This window comes from Bacillus luti, from assembly GCF_001884105.1.
In the GTDB taxonomy this organism is placed as follows: Bacteria; Bacillota; Bacilli; order Bacillales; family Bacillaceae_G; genus Bacillus_A; species Bacillus_A luti.
Window position 1 is genome coordinate 21,008 of sequence record NZ_MACI01000044.1, and the last position, 18,739, is coordinate 39,746.

Here is an 18,739-nt window from a genome sequence, read left to right on the forward strand (position 1 = left end):
ACATGTTATTCAAACTTTCCATGTCAGGGCTAAAAAGTAAGTTGAAAGATTATATCGTCTTACTTGTCGGTCTTGTCATGTCTATCTCAATTTTTTATATGTTCCAAACGTTAGCGCTGAATAAAGCATTTATCGAATCTAACTCAGTTATTCAATCAATTGGATTCGTATTCCAAGCAGGTTCATTTTTACTAGCAATCATAACCTTCTTCTATATTTTATATGCAAACTCTTTCTTATTATCTCTTCGTCAAAAAGAGTTTGGTATGTATATGATGTTAGGAGCAAAAAAGCATAAAGTTACATTACTTATGTTTATTGAAACAATTGTATTAGGTGCTGCATCTCTTGCGATTGGTATTACAGTTGGTGTAGGACTTGCAGAAGGTATCGGACAGTTATTAATGAAACAATTAGAGTTTGCTGGTGAAGGGTATAAAGCATTTTACCTGCCATCTATGACTGTTACTTGTATTTTCTTCTTTGCATTATTTGTACTATCAGCAATTATGAATAGTATTAAGTTATCACGTATTTCTGTATTGCAACTTGTACATGCAGATGCACAAACAGAGCGTGTTGCAGTAAAAGGAAAAATGACAGGTTTGGTTGCATTCCTAGCAGTTATTTTATTAGGAATTGGCTATGCATCAATGATTTATATGGAAAAACTAAGAGAAATGGGAATCCTTATTGCATTAATTACAACAACAGCTGGTACTTACATGCTATTTGGATCACTTCTCCCGGTTATTATTAAAAAGTTAAAAAGTAATAAAAAGCGTAGTGAAAAAGGACTTAACGCATTTACGTTTGCACAATTAAATTTCCGTATTAATAGTTTAACGAAGGTGCTTGCGACAGTAGCTATGTTAGTTGCTCTTGGAGCCGGTGCAATTTCAGGTGGTATGGCGTTTAAAAATAACGTTATAAAAATGGTTGATGGTTTCGTAATATATGATTCAGTAGTTCATAATCCAACTGCTGAAGAAAAGAAAGTTTTAGACGGTATTACATTTAAAGAGAAAAGTGAATATCGTTACAAAGTCGATGATAAATACGTTTACTATGTAAAAGAGGATTTAGAGAAAAATCGTCCTTTAGTAAGAGATATGGCAAATATGAAATCGATGAAGGATTTAGTGAACACGAAGAAAGTTTCAGCGGACCTGCCAGTAGGTGCAGTTTCTAGAGAAATGAATGAAAAAGATGCGAATGCTAAAGCACTTCCAGAAGAATGGGACGAGGCTTTCAGAACAATCCAGCCATTCTACGTACATGAAGATCATGCAATTAAAATTGTAGATCAAAAAATGTACGATACTGTAAATGGTAAAGAAGGAATCGTATTTACTGGAAAAACAGATGATTTTGAAGCACACACAAAAGAATGGAAAAAACTTGATGAGTTGCAGCTAGATAAATATAAAAATATACAAGCTGAAAGATTAGATAGTAAATATCAAGCTTACGACATGTTCTACGGAGTTGCGAGCGGAACGGTGTTTATGGGATTCTTCCTTGGAATTGCTTTCTTAGCAATGATGGCAAGTTGTTTAATGTTTAAAATTCTTTCAGGTGCATCAAAAGATATTACGCGTTATCAAATGCTTCGTAAAATCGGTGTGCGCCGTGAATTATTAACGAAATCAATTTATAAAGAGTTATTCTTAGTATTCCTATTCCCTGCAATTGTAGGTATTGCTCACGTATTGGTAGGTATGAATATTTTCGGATTTATTTTAATCGATCCGTACTTCCGTATTTGGGTACCAATTGTAATTTTCGTAGTTATTTACACGATTTATTACTTCATTACTGTTCAATTGTATAAAGGAATTGTTCTTCCGAAAGAAGATTAATAGGTAAAAAGCCGAGTGAATGCGCTCGGCTTTTTGTATTTTCAGAAAAAACACTTTAATGTTACTGAAATATATAATATAATATAAATAAGTAACATAAAATAAAAGTAGAAGCAGCTCGATAAGGAAAGGAGGAATCTGATCTGTAGAAAGAAGCTGAACCTTTTATCCCCACACCTTTTTCTAACCACACTGTATTTGTACAATCGTAAGTTTCCACATTAAAAATTGCCGAGACCACAGAAGTATATTGTAAAAATAATGGATAAGACATGGAAATCCCATAGCATGATAAGGTAAAATGGACAACATGATGAGAAAATTACCGTTCATAAGATGAGGAGAATACATGTATGGAAGTTGTAGAGGCATTAAAAGATATAAGCCAAATTGAGGCTATGAAAAAGTATTTAAAAGAGCACTCACAGCGAGATTATCTTTTATTTGTTATTGGAATTAACACAGGATTAAAGATTACTGAGCTACTTAGTATGAAATTTGAAGAGGTATTAAATGAAGATGGAACTGTTAAAGAGTTTTATTCTCTTCCTGTGAAAGATGAAAAATTTAAACAAGATATTTATTTAAATACAAAAGTAAAAGAAGCGCTGTTAGATTACGCACAATCTATCGATGTGAAAAGAGAAAATTACGTATTTCAATCTAATAAAACAACAAATTCAATTACGCGCCAACAAGCGTATCGTGTAATTCATAGTGCTGCGGAAGCAGTTGGAATTGTTGGGAAGATTGGAACGAACTCAATGAGAAAAACATTTGGGTTTCATGCGTACAAAAGAGGAATAGCGATTGCACTATTGCAAAAACACTTTCACCATGCAACACCTTCAGAGACATTGAAGTATTTGGGAATCTCAAAAGATGAAGAATTTAAAACGGAGATTGATGTAGATTTATAAAAGCCGTAACTAAAAACCTTAGGAGGCGGAAAATATGAATATTAGAGAAAGTGAACTTCCGGGCATTGGTTGTAAATTTGAAGTAATTACAAAAGGTAATGAAAAAATGGTTATCGTTATTCACGATGATGGCCGAAGAGAAATGTATCATTTTGATGCGGATCATGATGAGAGTATTTCAAGTATTTCTCTTCGCGATTCTGAAGCAAGACAAATCGCAGCTATATTAGGTGGAATGGTGTATAGACCACAAGCGTTAGACACGATTGAAATGGCTTTTGAAGGATTATCAATTGAATGGTTTAAGGTGGAGAATCATGCACCAGTCGTACAAGAAACAATTGGTAGCTTACATGTCAGAAAAACATATAATGTAACGATTATTGCTATTTTAAAAAAGAATATGAAGAAATTCTTTAATCCAGGTCCAGACTCTATTATTGAAGCTGGCGATATGCTCGTGCTATCGGGTGAAAGACATGAAGTGAAAAGAATTATTAATGAATTGCTTTCAGCCGGAGGTGACTCATAATCGATGAATACTTTAGTCTTTGAAGTTGGAACTGCGTTAGTATTAGTCGCTTTTGCAGCTATTCTCGCTGCAAAGTTAAAGTTCTCGATTATTCCGTTTCTCATTATACTCGGTATGCTAGTAGGGCCTCATGCCCCGGATTTAGGGCTTATCGATTTAAGATTTATTGAAAGCGGAGAAGTTATTTCCTTCCTCGGCCGTATTGGCGTCATATTCCTCCTATTCTATTTAGGTTTAGAATTCTCAATAAAAAAATTAATTAAATCAGGAAAGTCGATTGCTTTTGGGGGAACCGTTCATATATCACTTAATTTTATATTAGGTTTACTTTACGGATATATAATGGGTTTCCCCTTATTAGAAACATTAATCATTGCTGGAATCATAACAATTTCATCAAGTGCAATTGTTGCAAAGGTAATTGTTGATTTAAGAAGATCTGGTAATAAAGAGACTGAACTTATTTTAGGAATTATTATGTTCGATGATATCTTTTTAGCTGTATATTTGTCAGTCGTTTCAGGGTTAGTACTCGGTGGTGCAACATCATTTGTAGGTGCTCTTACATCGGTGTTAATCGCAGTAGGGTATATGCTGCTATTCTTTGTAATCGCTAGAAAAGCTACGCCGTTCTTAAATAAAATATTAGATATTTCGTCAAATGAAATTTTTATTATCGTAATATTCGCTATTTTATTCTTTGTAGCAGGATTTTCAGAAACAATTCATGTTGCTGAGGCGATTGGAGCGTTATTGTTAGGACTCGTCTTTTCTGAAACAGAGCATAGTGATCGTATTGAGCATCTCGTCGTTCCATTTCGTGATTTCTTTGGAGCCATATTCTTTTTCAGCTTCGGTTTAAGTATAGATCCGTTTTCACTTGGTGGAGCAGTGTGGTTGGCGTTGGGAGCAGTTCTTATTACGCTCATCGGTAATTTTACCGCGGGAATGCTTGCCGGACGTAAAGCCGGATTATCACATAAAGCTTCCACAAACATTGGATTAACTCTCGTATCGCGCGGGGAATTCTCTATTATTGTCGCGAATATTGGCATTGCGGGTGGCTTAATGGCAACGATTAAACCGTTCTCTGCACTGTACGTTTTAATATTAGCATCATTAGGACCTTTATTAACGAAGGAGTCTGGAAGAATATATACCTTGCTAGATAAAATGTTTAAATGGAGCGCTAAAGAACATGCGAAAAGAGAAAAAGAAGTTGGATAATATAAATAAGAGGAGACTGCATGAAATTCATGCAGTCTCCTCTTATTTATATATCGTTAATGATGTCATTTCTTGTTGGTAAGTCGATATATTTTTAAGCAGCAATCAATATAATTTCATTTACCAACAAACCATTATCTGAATTTCATCAACTATTAATCAGTTGCCTTCCTATTTAAAAACGACTACAATTTTACTGTTATAGATGAACGAAAAAAATAGAATAGGAGGGGAGACTATGCCAAGGAAAGTATGGCTATTAGTAGCTGGGATGATTATTAATGTCACGGGTGCTTCTTTTTTATGGCCTTTTAATACAATTTATTTGCATGATCACCTAGGGAAATCTTTATCTGTGGCCGGAATGGTATTAATGATCAACTCGCTTACTGGTGTAATCGGAAACTTGCTCGGCGGTGTTTTATTTGATAAATGGGGCGGTTATAAATCAATTCTAGTAGGGATTGTGATTACACTCGTATCGATTTTAGGTCTCGTGTTCTTCCACGGTTGGCCGTTATATGTTGTATGGCTAGCGTTAATCGGATTCGGTTCTGGAATGGTCTTCCCATCGATGTATGCGATGGTTGGTACGGTTTGGCCAGAGGGCGGAAGACGGGCATTTAATGCGATGTATGTTGGACAAAACGTTGGTATTGCGATCGGAACAGCGTGTGGTGGATTAGTTGCATCGTATCGTTTTGATTATATTTTCTTAGCGAACTTTATTTTGTACTTTGTTTTCTTCTTAATTGCTTTTATTGGCTTCCGTGGTATGGAAGACAAAAAAGAGCCAGGAGTGCAAAAAGAAGTCGAAACGGAAAAAGGCTGGTCACTTACACCAGGATTCAAAGCACTTCTTATTGTGTGTGTAGCATATGCTTTATGCTGGGTTACATACGTACAATGGCAGGGAGCGATTGCGACACATATGCAGGAGCTGAATATTAGCCTTCGCCACTATAGTCTATTATGGACGATAAATGGAGCGATGATTGTTTGTGCGCAGCCGTTAGTTAGTATGTTAATTCGCTGGATGAAGCGTTCTTTAAAACAACAAATTATGATTGGAATCGTCATTTTTGCGGCGTCATTCGTTGTGTTAAGTCAAGCGCAGCAATTTACGATGTTCCTCGTTGCGATGGTAACATTAACAATTGGTGAGTTATTCGTATGGCCAGCAGTTCCAACGATTGCGAATATACTTGCGCCAAAAGATAAGTTAGGGTTTTATCAAGGGGTTGTAAATAGTGCAGCGACTGTAGGGAAAATGTTCGGGCCGGTCGTTGGCGGAGCAATTGTTGACTTATACAATATGGAAGTATTGTTTATAGCAATCATGGTAATGCTTGTAGTAGCGCTTATCGCAACGAGTATTTATGATAAACGAGTAAAAGTAGAAGAAACAGTTGAAGAAAAAATTGCAGTTTAGTTTGACGGAACATGTTCACATGTTTTAGAATATATTTAAATAAAACAACCTTTTGAACAAGGGAGATAGCTCGGGTGTCTTAAGATGAATTCGTTAGTTAGTAAGAGTAACGATTAACCGAGAAGCCTTGCTTTAAGTAAGCTCTTATGAGATACGAGGCGGAGGTAGTTCACTTAACTCATATTTGTAATAACAGTGAGAAGGAGTAGTAGTAATAGAAGCTGGTTTAGAGAGTTGACGGTCGGTGCAAGTCAATCCACGTTTCGTTATGAACTCGCCTTTGAGTTGCAGTTGTGAAACTAATAGTAGCAATTGCCGTTAATCCACGTTACGGATCTAAGCGAATGTATATTTGTACATTAATTTAGGGTGGTACCGCGGGAATCTATAACCTCTCGTCCCTTTCTAGGGATGAGAGGTTTTTTGTATTTTGGGCGGTGAAAATAAATAGAATTTCAAGGAGGGTATCTCATGAGCTTTAATCATCAAGAAATTGAGAAGAAGTGGCAAGGGTACTGGGAAGAGAATAAAACATTCCGTACGCCAGATGAGACAGAAAAACCAAAATTTTATGCACTAGATATGTTCCCATATCCATCAGGTGCAGGCCTACACGTAGGACATCCAGAAGGTTATACAGCGACAGATATTTTATCTCGTATGAAGCGTATGCAAGGATATAACGTTCTTCATCCAATGGGATGGGATGCATTCGGTCTTCCAGCAGAGCAATATGCACTTGATACTGGAAACAGCCCAGCTGAATTTACAGAGCATAATATTAATACGTTCCGTAACCAAATTAAATCATTAGGTTTCTCTTACGATTGGGACCGTGAAGTAAATACAACAGATCCAAACTACTACAAGTGGACACAATGGATCTTCCTAAAACTATTTGAAAAAGGCTTAGCTTACGTTGATGAAGTACCTGTAAACTGGTGTTCAGCACTTGGTACAGTACTTGCAAACGAAGAAATTATCGATGGTAAGAGTGAGCGCGGTGGACATCCAGTTGAGCGTCGTCCGATGAGACAGTGGATGTTAAAAATTACAGCTTACGGAGATCGTCTATTAGAAGATCTAGATGAGCTTGATTGGCCAGAAAGCTTAAAAGATATGCAACGTAACTGGATCGGTCGTTCTGAAGGTGCAGAAGTGCACTTCAACATCGACGGTACAGACGAGAAATTCACAGTTTTCACAACGCGTCCTGATACATTATTCGGTGCAAGCTACTGTGTACTTGCTCCAGAGCATGCACTTGTTGCTGACATTACAACTGCTGAACAAAAAGAAGCTGTAGAAGCTTACATTAATTCTGTAAAAATGAAGAGTGATTTAGAGCGTACAGAACTTGCGAAAGAGAAAACTGGTGTATTCACTGGTGCTTACGCAGTTAACCCAGTAAATGGTGAGAAATTACCAATCTGGATCGCTGATTACGTTCTTGCAACTTACGGAACAGGTGCTGTAATGGCAGTTCCAGCTCATGATGAGCGTGACTATGAATTCGCATCAACGTTCAATCTTCCAATGAAGGAAGTTGTAAAAGGCGGAGACATTACGAAAGAAGCATACACAGGTGATGGTGCACACGTAAACTCAGCATTCCTTGATGGCTTAAATAAAGAAGAAGCAATCGCAAAAATGATTGAATGGCTTGAAGTAACGAGCGCAGGAAATCAAAAAGTAACGTACCGTCTACGTGACTGGTTATTCAGCCGTCAACGTTACTGGGGTGAGCCAATTCCAGTAATTCACTGGGAAGATGGTACAATGACAGCTGTGAAAGAAGAAGAATTACCATTAGTTCTTCCGAAAACAGAAAACATCCGTCCTTCAGGTACAGGTGAATCACCACTTGCTAACATTGACGAGTGGGTAAATGTTGTAGATCCTGAGACTGGTAAAAAAGGTCGTCGTGAAACGAACACAATGCCACAATGGGCTGGTAGCTGCTGGTATTACCTACGTTACATCGACCCAAACAACAGCGAAGCACTTGTAGATCCTGAAAAAGTAAAACAATGGCTTCCAGTTGATATTTATATCGGCGGAGCAGAGCATGCTGTACTTCACTTACTATATGCTCGTTTCTGGCATAAAGTATTATACGATATCGGTGTGGTTCCAACGAAAGAACCGTTCCAACAATTATTCAACCAAGGTATGATTCTAGGTGAAAACAACGAGAAAATGAGTAAATCAAAAGGTAACGTTGTAAACCCTGATGATATTGTAGCAAGCCACGGTGCAGATACACTTCGTCTATACGAAATGTTCATGGGACCATTAGACGCTTCAATCGCTTGGTCTGAAAATGGTCTTGACGGAGCTCGTCGTTTCCTAGACCGCGTATGGCGCCTATTCGTTCAAGATAACGGTGAATTAAGTGAGAAAATTACTGATGCACCAAATAAAGAGCTTGAAAAAGCTTACCACCAAACAGTGAAGAAAGTAACAGAAGACTATGCAGAGCTTCGCTTCAACACAGCGATTTCTCAAATGATGGTATTCATCAACGATGCATACAAAGCTGAAACACTTCCGAAAGAATATGTAGAAGGTTTCGTAAAAATGATTGCACCAGTTGCACCTCACATTGGGGAAGAGCTGTGGAGCAAACTTGGATACAATGAAACAATCACATATGCAAGCTGGCCAACATTTGATGAGTCTAAACTTGTAGAAGATGAAGTTGAAATCGTTGTTCAAGTTATGGGTAAAGTTCGCGCAAAACTAACAATGAGTAAAGACGCATCGAAAGAAGAAATGGAACAACTTGCACTTGAAGCAATTCAAGACCAAATTGAAGGGAAAACAGTTCGTAAAGTAATTGTTGTTCCTGGAAAACTTGTTAACGTTGTTGCAAACTAATTCATTCTAAATAAAGGCTCAGAGTATTTATGCTCTGAGCTTTTTTGTGTAGAAAATAATCTCTGGATCACCTTCGTCTAAATTTTCAATTATTCCACTACGTATAAAACCGTTTGCACTAAAAACTTTTTGCATACTTTCATTTGATTCGTTCGTTGAAGAAAAGATTTTTTGAGTAGGAGAATGACTTAACATATATGAGATTAACGAGCTTGCATAGCCGCGCCTTCTTTTTGCTGGCGAAACAATGATTAATGAGAGGAAAGTACAATCAAAGAAATTTGTATCGTATGTTAGAAAACCGGAAATAGAATTATCTTCTTTTACAATGATGCATCTGCCCTCATCAATAGTGTGCTTAATATAATCTCGTCTACTATCGTTTCCAATTACATCAATATCTATATGTACGATTGAATCTAAATCATTGATAGAAGCTTTTGTTATGTCCTTCAATAGAAATACCCCCCAGAAAAATATTCAGTTAATTAATTTTATCATGAATGAAGAAAAAGAAGCGGAATTCCAATACAGACAAACACCTATTCTTCTATAAGAAATATGATAAAAAAGGTAGGCTAAATTGAGTAGAAGAGGTGAAAGGAATGAAAGGGATGGACAATAATGCACCACATGGCTTCTTCGGAGGTGGATCGGGTAGTTATGAACAAATGATGTTAATGGGAGGAGCTGACCAACAAGGATACGGTGGAATTCCGAGCTGGATGGGTGGAGCACCTGGAGGGTTTTCGACATCAGTAGCTGGTGTACAAACGGGAATTCCAACATTAACAGGAGGATTTCCAACATCAGTAGCTGGAGCACAAACGGGAATTCCGACATTAGTAGGAGGCGCACAAGGGGGCGTGCCTATAGGTATGCCAACTACGTTCCCATCTTTCGGCGGAGGCGTACAAACAGGATTTCCTGTACCTGGAATAGGTGTTGTAGCAGGAGGAATAGGTGGGTTTCCGCAAGTTGTTCATGGTCATCATGGACATCACCACCATCAAGGCCACCACGGTCATCATGGACACCATCATCACCAAGGCCACCACGGCCAACATGGACACCATCATCACCAAGGCCAACATGGCCAACATGGCCACCACCACCAAGGTCAACACGGCCATCATCAACAACAAGTACATTACCAAGGACACCACCACATACATCCACAAGCTGTTCTTTATCAAACTCATCAAGGGCATCACGGTCATCAAGGGCATCACGGTCACCAAGGTCAACATGGTCACCAAGGTCAACATGGTCACCAAGGTCAACATGGTCATCAAGGTCAACACGGTCACCAAGGTCAACATGGTCATCAAGGTCAACACGGTCACCAAGGTCAACACGGTCATCAAGGTCAACAGCATCAACAATACCAACAATATCAACAACAGCAACAATCTTCGCCTTGGACAGGTGGAATTGGAGCAGGAGCGGCAGGAGCAGCTGCAGGGGCAGCTAGCATTGGTGGAGCAGCAGGACACGCGGGGCACGTGGGTCATTAATGAGCTGCAGAAAAAAAGACATAATAAAAAACTGCTAGGTAATCCTAGCAGTTTTTTTCCGCTTCTTGGCGTTGACGTTCGATTTCAGCACGAAGTTGTGGTTCTGGTGCTTGCCAGCCTTCTGGCTTTAGAATTTTGCCGTCTCCTTCACGGAAGCGAGGTTTCCCATCAGGGAATAGCTTTGCCATGTTAGCGTTGTTTACAATTTCAAATCCTTTATCTGGACGTACACCCATTTCTGCAAACGTTCCGAATGCAAAGTAAATAAGGTCAATAAGTGCATCGTATTGATCTTCAACAGTCGTTGCTTCTAGAAATTCTTCTAGCTCTTCTTGCATAAAGCTAGCACGAATTTTTGCGCGCTCTTCCGCTAATTTTGTTGGGGTATTTGTCACAGGATGCCCGAATACTTCATGCATTTTCGCAACAAGTTCGTATCCTTTATCTAAACCTTTTTCGTTGGTCATGTTGTTTCATCCTTTCTCGCTTAGTGCCGAATTTCATTGTAACATAAGGTGATTATGAAATGAAAAGAACATCTTATAGAAATAAGATGTTCGCCTGTTATTCTTCTTTTTTTATTAAAATGGATAAAATAAGGTCGATGCCGAACATACCAACAAGTAGCATTGGTATAACGGCAAGTAAATAACGTGTGAAGGAAACATTTTTTAAGTATGTATGAGCAAATAAAAAGACGCCGAGAAATAAAATACCATTCAAAATAGGCTTTACTAATTTTTTAGACATAAGCTCCCCCATAAATATCTTCTCTCTCTATCTAAAATAAAAACTCCTCTTTCCGTTGTATCATGCTGGAGAGAGGAGTTCAATCATTTCTCATTCAATTACACCAGAATTTGTAATATTCACGGTGTATTTTATATTAATTGGAACATCTTTGTACATTCGTCTCCACTCTTCTAGTTTGAATGGGCGATAATGATGTTTATATTTTGCTCCTAGCCCGAGGGGATCGACGCCTAAAGATTTAAACTGCTTAATTAATTTAGCAGCTTGTTTATCTAATTGTTTTTGGACATCTTTTTCAATGTTTTTTGTGTTCTTGTTATTTTCTAAGTTAATTTGTTTCGATAGTTCTTGAATACGTGCATCAAGATGAACGTGAATGAAAAAAGAAGGCTTTCCATTTTTAATCTTTATATCGTAAGTTGGAACAGAACGAATATTATTAATCATTACGTATGCAGAATCTGTTTTAAATTCATGTGAATCTAATTTATGTTTCTCTAATAGTCCTTTAAATATGAACATATCTTTTTGCGCAATTTTACCGATATATTTATCCTTTTTAAAAAGACCAATTCCGGTGATTTTTATTTTATCACCATGCTTCTTTAGAATGGGAATATAATAGTCTTGCCCTTCTTGATAATAACGGAACGCCCCTACATGTAGATTATCCGTTGGTAAAGGACCGGTCTCCATATTATGTTCTAGCAACTTTTTTATATAAATTGCAACGTTGTATGAAGTCGTATATTTTCCTTTTAAAAGGTCAGTACCGTTCCCCTCTAATAAGCCAACATATAAAGCGTTCCCTATATTCACATCTCGAAGTAATGTATCGAATGAAGTAGACATTCCTGTTTTGGCAAGTCTTATCGTATATAGGGCGACACGCATTTGTCCACTAGCAAAAGGTTGAGAAGACTCTAAAGATGTGTCTGCTTTTACTTGTTTTACCGCATTTGCGCTGCCTTCAAAAACTTGAACTTTATTTCCTTTTTTCTGAATGGGACAAACGAATGTCACTTTTATTTTATTATCTTTTGCTACATCAAAAACGGTTCCTTGAATAAGTTGTACATCGTCGATAATATTTTTTTGTAAACATCCAGTTAGACTAAAGAATGTTATACAAGAAATAAGTATTAATTTGCTTTTGATTTTTTCCATTTTCTTTTCACCCACACAATAATAAATAGGATAGGGATGTATACATACATGAGCCAAAAACTAGCTTTTCCAGAATTACTAATAAAAGTATTAATGTCATGTCTGGTTGTTAAAAGCTGTGAAACAATGAGGGTGATAAGGATGAAAGCGATTAGGACACCTCTTTGTTTTACGCGAAATATTTCATGAGTTCCTCTCGTTGCCGCCCATAACGGAAGGATAAAACTCGTAACAATAACGAGTGCATAAGCGGAAATTGCAATATATTCTAGTCTTTCAATGAATGGTAATTGGATTACCTGGGTCATAGAAAGTTGTGACCAAATCGTTTTTAATAATTGTTTCTCACTAAAAAATGCAAAGGCTAAAAGTGTACTAAATAAATATAGAATATTTGAAAATAGCGCCCCGTATTGAGCGAATTTATGAGATTGTATAGGTTTTTTTACAAAGGGATAAGCCATGAGATAAATCTCAAAGCCTGTCATACTGTAGATTGACAGATTGGCGGCTTTTAAAATATCTGAAAAAGAATGTGTGAATATAGGGAGTAGATTATCCCAATGTGAGTATTTCAAAACGAATAGGCTAAGCAATAAATACCCTAATGTACCGCCAACTGAAATGACGCAAATACCAGTAATGACACGAAATCCAGAAGAAATAATGTAGTAGCTAACTAAGCATAAAAAGAGAGTTAACATCCAAGTGGAAGCGGTAGGAAACATCCATACTTGAATAATTTCAACGTATGTCCGAATGACGGAAATACTGACGATTAAAAAATAAGTCATAAAGATGATACTAATGCCATTTCCTAGCCATTTTCCAAATGTTTGTCGATGTAAATCAATTAAGTTTCCGTTTGTTTCTTTTAATAAAAAATACATCATCCATATAAGAATATGGATACAAACTCCTATAATTAGAACTCCCATCCAGGCGTCATATCCAGCGGCTTTTGCAATAATGCGAGCGAATCCGAGAACTCCGGCGCCAAACTGTGCACTGTGAATTAAGAAGAAAATAAAGATAGGAGATATTTGATATTTTTCTTGAACTTTACTCATCAATGCACCTCATTCCTTAATCATCAAAATCGGATCTATGTTTTGTTGAAATTCCTTTCGCTGCTTTTTTTACATGTTGTGGTCTTGCTTGTACATCTCTTGTATCAATCATTGTTAAAGGAAAACGAATCCAAGAGTCTTTAACGGATTGTTGTCTTGTCGGATAAAACAAAGCGTACGGCTTGCGTAAGGAAGTCAGTCTAAATAGATGGGTAAATAAAAAGATAAATCCAAGAGAAATCCCGAAAAGTCCTCCTATTTCGGCAAATATGAGAAATGGGAAACGTAGCAGCCGAACCGCATTACCCATTTTATAAATAGGCGTAATAAAGGATGCAAGTGCTGATAAGGCAACGATAATTAATAAAATATTACTCGTTAAACCAGCTTGTACAGATGCTTGCCCGATTACGATACCGCCTACAATACCAAGTGTTTGACCGACCTTCATCGGTAATCTCGCGCCAGCTTCTCTTAATAAATCGATGGCAAGTTCTAAGAAGAGCGCTTCAATTAAAGGTGGAAACGGTACTTGTGCCCTTGATAAAATCAAAGTTTCAAGTAAATCACTTGGAATGAGTTCATAATGATAACTTAAAACTGCAACGTATAACGGTGTAGCACAGATTGAAAATAGAACGGCGATAAGGCGCAAAATTCTTGAAAATGTAGCGTATAGCCAAGAGACGTTATAGTCTTCTGGTGAAATGAAAAAATCGAAATAGGATACAGGTGTTAGTAAAACACTTGGAGAACCATCAACAAAAATAGCGATTTTCCCATCAATTAGTGCTTTTGTAACTCTATCAGTGCGTTCTGTATTGATATAGAGAGGGAAAATTGATTTTTCTCCCATTAATTCTTGTATATAAGCACTATCATTAATTTGATCATATTCAAGAGCGCGTAAAGATTCCTCTAGAAAATCAACATTATCTTTTTCAGCGAGATTGTCTAAATACATCATGATAACTTTTGTTTTTGAAAACTCTCCGATAATCATTTCTTTTGTTTGTAAATCTAAAACTGGAAGGCGTTTTCGAACTAAATTAATATTTGTATCAACATCTTCTACGAATCCCTCTTGCGGACCAATAACGGTCGATTCATTTAATGGAGGAGTTGGTGCACGATAATTATCAATTGCAATATTTGCAAGCATACACTTTTGATCTTGTTGGTTTACTTGAACAATCGCATGCCCCTTTAAAACCATGTCCTCAATTTTTTGTAAATCATTCGTAATTGTAATGCCGCTCATTGGAATATGTTCTTTTAGCTCTTCTAGTGAAGCGTTAGGTCGTTCCAAAAGAGTAGGCATTAAGTATTTTTGCAATTTCTCACCATCAAGTGAAGGACGATAGTAAGAAATCCAATAAGGCATCGTTTCATCGTCAGATGTATGGTAATTAACAAAATCACTAGACTTTTTCAGCTTCTCTATTAAATTTTGTAGAGAATGGATACGGTCTTTTTCTGGTTTTGTAAAATCATAAATACTATTACTTCCAGAGCTTTGCGAATCGTTCTGCTTAGAGTTTTGCTGCTTCTCTTGAGAAGAATTGCCCTGTTTAGAGTTTTGCTGTTTCTCTTGAGAAGAATCATCTTGCTTAGAGTTTTGCTGTTTCTCTTGAGAAGAATCATCTTGTTTAGAATTTTGCTGTTTCTCTTGAGAAGAATCATCTTGTTTAGAATTTTGCTGTTTCTCTTGAGAAGAATCATCTTGCTTAGAGCTTTGTTGTTTCTCTTGAGAAGAGCCGTTTTGCTTTTTATCCTGGGAAGGATCTTTTTGTTCCTCTTTTTTTTGTTCTTCATTGCTATTTTTATTATGTTTCATACTTTTAGTCTGCTCTTTGTTAGTATCCTCTTGCTTGTTAGATTGCTGCTCTTCGTTATCTGTTTCGTTTGTTTTTGATTTTTTTTTCTTACGTAACCAATTCCAAATCATATGTATGCCCTCTTTGATTGTGTAATATAGTGCTATTTTGTGGCTAATTTTGTATATTATTCATTTATTTATGAAAAGAAGAAGGAGATTGGTTTGCATAGAAACAATCCTTTAGTAGGCAGTTCATACTATAGCGGGAAGAGGGCGAATCTGTGCAAATTGTAAAAAAGGAGAAGTTTATTTTAAAAGAGTTTACGTTTGAAAATGGTAGGGTAATGCTTGTCCAAATGGGATATGAGACGTATGGTACTTTAAATAGAGAAAGATCAAATGCAATTTTGGTTTGCCATTATTTTAGTGCAACAAGTCACGCGGCGGGAAAATATACAGAGAATGATGAGGAGTCTGGTTGGTGGGATGGACTAATTGGACCTGGAAAAGCAATTGATACAAATAAGTATTTTGTTATATGTACGGATAATCTTTGTAATGTGCAGGTGAAGAATCCATACGTGATTACAACGGGACCGAAGTCGATTAATCCAGAAACAGGGGATGAATATGCCATGGATTTCCCTGTGTTTACATTTCTCGATGTAGCTCGTATGCAATATGGATTAATAAAAGATATGGGAATCTCAAGATTACACGCTGTAATGGGACCTTCGGCGGGTGGAATGATTGCGCAGCAATGGGCTGTTCACTATCCTCATATGGTAGAACGAATGATTGGCGTTATTACGAATCCACAAAATCCAATTATAACGTCCGTAAATGTAGCGCAAAATGCGATTGAAGCAATACAACTAGATCCAAATTGGAAAGGCGGGAAATATGGAGAAGTACAGCCGATGAAGGGGCTTCATTTAGCGAATAGAATGATGTTTATGAATGCGTTTGATGAACATTTTTATGAAACGGCATTCTCGCGTAATAGTATAGAAATGGCACCTTATCAAGAGTTTTCTACATTAACATCATTTGAGAAAGAGATAAATAAAGTGACATATAGAAGTATAGAGTTAGTAGATGCAAACTCATGGATGTACACTGCAAAGGCAGTTTTATTACATGATATTGCGCATGGATTTTCTTCCTTAGCGGAGGCTCTTTCTCGGGTAGAGGCGAATGTACTCATGATTCCGTGTAAACAAGATTTACTTCAGCCATCTCGTTACAATTATAAAATGGTAGACATTTTGCAAAAACAAGGGAAGTATGCGGAAGTGTATGAGATAGAGAGTATAAATGGGCATATGGCGGGAGCATTTGATATTCATTTATTTGAAAAGAAAGTTTATGAATTTTTAAATCGGAAAGTATCTAGTTTTGTGTAAGAAATAAATGATGAGGAAAAGGTGCAATGTTTGTAGTAGGCACCTTTTTTTACATGATTTGCAGACGGAAAATATAGGTAGCGACTGCTATACCGAAGAACGCTATACTAAGCAATAGAAATAAGAATGACATTTCTTGTGGCGATTTTATCTTTTTATTATTTTTCATACTAAGTGTAATAATCGCAGTGATTAAGAAAATGACGCCCATAATGAAAAGAAAAAGTGTCATTTTAACTGGCTCCTTTCATAAAACAAGTATATTGAGGATACAATGTGCGAGTTATGTTTGTAAAGAATAAGTTTTGCTAGAAAATTGAGAAATAAAATTTCGATTCTTTGCGTTCTTTCTTTCACATGCTAAAATTAATTAGGAATGCTTGTTTAAAGAAGAAGTTAAAGGTTTTATTTTATATAAGGAGGAAATACATATGACAGAAGTTAACACGATTACTACAGAAGAAGTGCAAGAGCGTTTAGAAAATGGAGAAACGTTATTTTTAGTAGATGTAAGGGAAGATGAAGAAGTAGCGGCAGGAAAGATTCCAGAAGCTGTACATATTAAAATGGGTGATATCCCAAATAAAGTAGATTTCTTTGATAAAGAGAATGAATACATCTTTATTTGCCGTTCAGGAATGCGCAGTGAAAATGTATGCCATTATTTAAATGAGCAAGGATTTAAAACAGTGAACATGGTTGGCGGTATGCTTCAATATGAAGGTGAAACGAAATAGTTAATTGTTAAAAACTTGAAACGAGTCTGTTTCAAGTTTTTTTCTTTTGCATACAGTATAAAAAAGGAGGAGGGGGAAATGGGGATTAACTTGCGTAAAGTAAAAATTATTAATAATACAGGAGCTGTTAATGTCGGCGACTGTTATGATATCTCACCTTTAGCGGTGGCGAAAATATATGCGGGTGCTGGAGGATCGAGTGCTGCTGTTTTTTTAAATGGGAAAAGACAGCCAGAAGCGGTGATCAGAACATCAGTGTTTCTTCCGCCATTAGCGACGAGTACACGTACATTAGGTTCATAGAGGAAAGGTAGAGTGTGATTATGCCTGCTCATATAAAAGAGTTTGTTATTGTGAATAACACTGGGAATATATTTACCGGTGATAATTTAAGTGATACTTCATTTACTGCGACGAAATCGTATAGTGGTTCAATGGGGTGCACTTGGATTGATGTCGTTACAGTAATAGGAACGGAGACAAAGCTTTGTTTACAGCCAGGAGATTCTGTGACGACAACATATACACGAGGTACTCCTGCTGGTACTGTACCAGGAACAAATGCAGGGCAAGTTACAAATGTATCGGGTATAGCGCAAGCTGTCCCTAATACAGATAATATGGATTCAATTGCGGGACTCCCTTAAGGAATTAAGGGGGTTTTTATTATTTGAAATAAAAATAGTCTTTGAGATTGTTTTTGTAAATAGATATTAAGAAGAGGTTTGCTTAATGTAAAAAAAGATGGTGTGTAGGCGGTGAAAGTGTGAAAGAGCGCGATAAACAAAATTCATTAAACTCTAATTTCGGAATTTCACCAAATCTTATTGGACCTACCTTCCCTCCCGTTCCAACGGGATTTACTGGCATGGGTCCAACGGGTCCAACAGGCCCGACTGGTCCTCAAGGACCAAGAGGATTACAAGGCCCAATGGGGGTAATTGGGCCGACAGGACCTCAAGGTGTGCAAGGGATGCAAGGACCGGCTGGACCAATAGGAGCAACAGGACCGGAAGGACAGCAGGGATCGCAAGGATTGAGGGGACCAATTGGAGATACAGGAGCAACAGGTGGGCAGGGGGTGCAAGGAATACAAGGTCCGATCGGTCCGATGGGGGCGACAGGAGCGCAAGGAATACAGGGAATACAGGGAGTGCAAGGTCCGATTGGAGTGACTGGACCTGAGGGATCTCAAGGAATACAAGGTGTGCAAGGGATACAGGGCGCAACTGGTTCACAAGGAATACAAGGAACTCAAGGGATACAAGGGTCACAAGGACCAAGTGGAAGTACGGGAATAACAGGAGCAACAGGAGCAACTGGTCAGGGGATACCGGGTCCGACTGGAATAACAGGCCCAACAGGGGTAACGGGTCCATCTGGAGGGCCTCCTGGTCCAACGGGTGCAACAGGTGCG

At 37.4% G+C, this 18,739-nt stretch carries 19 protein-coding genes and 1 other annotated feature; of the genes, 12 read left to right on the top strand and 7 right to left on the bottom strand.

Annotated features, from left to right (window positions below):
• Positions 1–2: 2 nt before the first annotated feature.
• From BAQ48_RS10285 to leuS, 6 genes are all read left to right on the top strand, one after another.
• Positions 3–1,862: an FtsX-like permease family protein gene (locus BAQ48_RS10285; RefSeq protein WP_071711002.1), complete on the top strand. Its 1,860-nt coding sequence runs from the start codon at positions 3–5 to the stop codon at positions 1,860–1,862.
• A 353-nt stretch (positions 1,863–2,215) separates the two neighbouring features.
• On the top strand, positions 2,216–2,782 hold the full coding sequence (locus BAQ48_RS10295) for a tyrosine-type recombinase/integrase (RefSeq protein WP_071711004.1): 567 nt from the start codon (positions 2,216–2,218) through the stop codon (positions 2,780–2,782).
• A gap of 34 nt (positions 2,783–2,816) precedes the next feature.
• A complete protein-coding gene (locus BAQ48_RS10300) occupies positions 2,817–3,314 on the top strand; it encodes a cation:proton antiporter regulatory subunit (protein ID WP_071711005.1) in 498 nt (165 codons plus the stop codon).
• Between the two features lie 3 nt (positions 3,315–3,317).
• Positions 3,318–4,541: a cation:proton antiporter gene (locus tag BAQ48_RS10305; protein ID WP_071711006.1), complete on the top strand. Its 1,224-nt coding sequence runs from the start codon at positions 3,318–3,320 to the stop codon at positions 4,539–4,541.
• 238 nt (positions 4,542–4,779) lie between these two features.
• Complete coding sequence (locus BAQ48_RS10310) at positions 4,780–5,973, top strand: MDR family MFS transporter (RefSeq protein WP_071711007.1); 1,194 nt, start codon at positions 4,780–4,782, stop codon at positions 5,971–5,973.
• Positions 5,974–6,159: 186 nt separating this feature from the next.
• Positions 6,160–6,379: a binding site (T-box leader), on the top strand.
• Between the two features lie 65 nt (positions 6,380–6,444).
• On the top strand, positions 6,445–8,853 hold the full coding sequence (gene leuS / locus BAQ48_RS10315) for a leucine--tRNA ligase (protein WP_071711008.1): 2,409 nt from the start codon (positions 6,445–6,447) through the stop codon (positions 8,851–8,853).
• 27 nt (positions 8,854–8,880) lie between these two features.
• Here leuS and BAQ48_RS10320 read toward each other — a convergent pair whose 3' ends face one another.
• Complete coding sequence (locus tag BAQ48_RS10320; RefSeq protein ID WP_071711009.1) at positions 8,881–9,309, bottom strand: GNAT family N-acetyltransferase; 429 nt, start codon at positions 9,307–9,309, stop codon at positions 8,881–8,883.
• Positions 9,310–9,458: 149 nt separating this feature from the next.
• Here BAQ48_RS10320 and BAQ48_RS10325 point away from each other — a divergent pair, with 149 nt between their 5' ends.
• Complete coding sequence (locus BAQ48_RS10325) at positions 9,459–10,370, top strand: hypothetical protein (RefSeq protein WP_071711010.1); 912 nt, start codon at positions 9,459–9,461, stop codon at positions 10,368–10,370.
• A gap of 44 nt (positions 10,371–10,414) precedes the next feature.
• Here BAQ48_RS10325 and BAQ48_RS10330 read toward each other — a convergent pair whose 3' ends face one another.
• The 5 genes from BAQ48_RS10330 to BAQ48_RS10350 form a co-directional block, all read right to left on the bottom strand.
• Positions 10,415–10,837 (bottom strand): pyrophosphohydrolase domain-containing protein, encoded by a 423-nt coding sequence (locus tag BAQ48_RS10330; RefSeq protein WP_000180552.1) that lies wholly within the window; start codon positions 10,835–10,837, stop codon positions 10,415–10,417.
• Positions 10,838–10,934: 97 nt separating this feature from the next.
• Positions 10,935–11,120, bottom strand: coding sequence for a hypothetical protein (locus tag BAQ48_RS10335; protein WP_071711011.1), 186 nt, complete (start codon positions 11,118–11,120; stop codon positions 10,935–10,937).
• A gap of 90 nt (positions 11,121–11,210) precedes the next feature.
• A complete protein-coding gene (locus BAQ48_RS10340) occupies positions 11,211–12,290 on the bottom strand; it encodes a Ger(x)C family spore germination protein (RefSeq protein WP_071711012.1) in 1,080 nt (359 codons plus the stop codon).
• Entirely contained in the window at positions 12,266–13,360 is a 1,095-nt protein-coding gene (locus BAQ48_RS10345) for a spore germination protein (protein WP_071711013.1), read from the bottom strand. Before BAQ48_RS10345 ends, BAQ48_RS10340 begins: the two co-directional genes overlap by 25 nt.
• A gap of 16 nt (positions 13,361–13,376) precedes the next feature.
• Positions 13,377–15,308, bottom strand: coding sequence for a spore germination protein (locus tag BAQ48_RS10350; protein WP_084064526.1), 1,932 nt, complete (start codon positions 15,306–15,308; stop codon positions 13,377–13,379).
• Positions 15,309–15,460: 152 nt separating this feature from the next.
• Between BAQ48_RS10350 and BAQ48_RS10365 the strand changes: the two genes are divergently transcribed.
• The gene (locus tag BAQ48_RS10365; protein WP_071711014.1) at positions 15,461–16,585 is read left to right on the top strand and encodes a homoserine O-acetyltransferase family protein; all 1,125 of its coding nucleotides are present in this window, start codon (positions 15,461–15,463) and stop codon (positions 16,583–16,585) included.
• Positions 16,586–16,634: 49 nt separating this feature from the next.
• Here BAQ48_RS10365 and BAQ48_RS10370 read toward each other — a convergent pair whose 3' ends face one another.
• Positions 16,635–16,817 carry a hypothetical protein gene (locus BAQ48_RS10370; RefSeq protein ID WP_071711015.1) on the bottom strand — a complete coding sequence of 61 codons (183 nt, stop codon included), beginning with the start codon at positions 16,815–16,817 and terminating at the stop codon, positions 16,635–16,637.
• Positions 16,818–17,016: 199 nt separating this feature from the next.
• Between BAQ48_RS10370 and BAQ48_RS10375 the strand changes: the two genes are divergently transcribed.
• The 4 genes from BAQ48_RS10375 to BAQ48_RS10390 all read left to right on the top strand — a co-directional run.
• Positions 17,017–17,322, top strand: coding sequence for a rhodanese-like domain-containing protein (locus BAQ48_RS10375; RefSeq protein ID WP_000141255.1), 306 nt, complete (start codon positions 17,017–17,019; stop codon positions 17,320–17,322).
• Positions 17,323–17,400: 78 nt separating this feature from the next.
• Positions 17,401–17,625, top strand: coding sequence for a spore germination protein (locus BAQ48_RS10380; RefSeq protein ID WP_000512462.1), 225 nt, complete (start codon positions 17,401–17,403; stop codon positions 17,623–17,625).
• 20 nt (positions 17,626–17,645) lie between these two features.
• On the top strand, positions 17,646–17,969 hold the full coding sequence (locus tag BAQ48_RS10385; protein ID WP_001110859.1) for a hypothetical protein: 324 nt from the start codon (positions 17,646–17,648) through the stop codon (positions 17,967–17,969).
• A 119-nt stretch (positions 17,970–18,088) separates the two neighbouring features.
• On the top strand, positions 18,089–18,739 hold a 651-nt coding region (locus tag BAQ48_RS10390), incomplete at its 3' end, for an exosporium leader peptide-containing protein (RefSeq protein ID WP_131800847.1).